General features: G+C 36.7%; 1 protein-coding gene and 1 pseudogene. Both read right to left on the minus strand.

The features are described 5' to 3' along the window. A pseudogene (locus tag SJI19_RS24665) lies at positions 1 to 570 on the minus strand (hypothetical protein); the annotation flags it as partial. Further along, positions 567 to 982: hypothetical protein (locus tag SJI19_RS24670; RefSeq protein ID WP_323480872.1), on the minus strand; the 416-nt coding region annotated here is incomplete at its 5' end. The gene SJI19_RS24670 and the pseudogene SJI19_RS24665, both read right to left, overlap by 4 nt.

A 982-nucleotide genomic window follows, 5' to 3' on the forward strand; every position in this document is an offset into this window, starting at 1 on the left:
ATTGATGTTTGTTTGATCTGGTGCGTCACATCGCAAACACTCTTTTAGGGTAGCATTATCAAGTGATGAAAGATTATCCCTTGCATGTTTTATTCTTGGGCGAAAAGAGAGGAAATCAAATGTATCAGATCCTCGTGAGTTTTCCAATATATCTTCATTTTCTCTCCAATGATACCCACATGCCCCACCAGTCCAGTCACTCATATAACAACCCGTCTTCATATTAACTACGCTACAGTAAGCTCTATCAGTATATTTTTTTGTACCATCAGCAGAATGCAAATAAGCACCAAATATACTGACTATAACTAAATATTTTCCGGATGGAGAGAGTTTAGACGACCCATCCTCAGTAAAATAACGACCGTCTATGCCCATGTCAATAGTCTCTCCGTGACCTTTAAATGACAACTTTCCCCATGCATCGGCATCATAATTTTTTCCACTTTTTTTCTCGGAAAAAATTAATTTAGTGCCAAATGGTGAGCGTATTATAACATCTGACACCGCCACTGGCGAAAGGGTTATAGATAATAAAATAATCATTTTTAATAAACAGTTAACATTCATAATTTAGCCTTTAAGGAGTTAAATCTAACAACTGAATCCGTCATTTTCCTGGTTGATTTGTATTCTTCCAGTAAATGACTTTCATTTTTTATAAAGTCACGCCCCCACAGGGCTGGATCACGATTAGCTTCAGGATGATGTGTGTAGAAGTTATCAATAGCTTTTTTGAATTCTTTTCCCACCCAAGTTGGTCTGTTTACCGAGTGATCTAAAACCACAGCTCTTCCAAATTTACTTTTAACGAAATCTTTTATTTTTGCCTTAGCACTAACAACTTCATCTTCAGCATCATGAAGCCGGTCAATAAAGTCCAATACTTGGAGGTCCAGATATTCAGGAAGTTGAATAACTTTTAATAATGCAGCAAGAGGTTTGTTGTGAACAATTTGGCCACAAGTCTCTTTAGAACAAT

Source organism: Acerihabitans sp. TG2 (assembly GCF_035013185.1).
Lineage (GTDB): Bacteria > Pseudomonadota > Gammaproteobacteria > Enterobacterales > Enterobacteriaceae > Acerihabitans.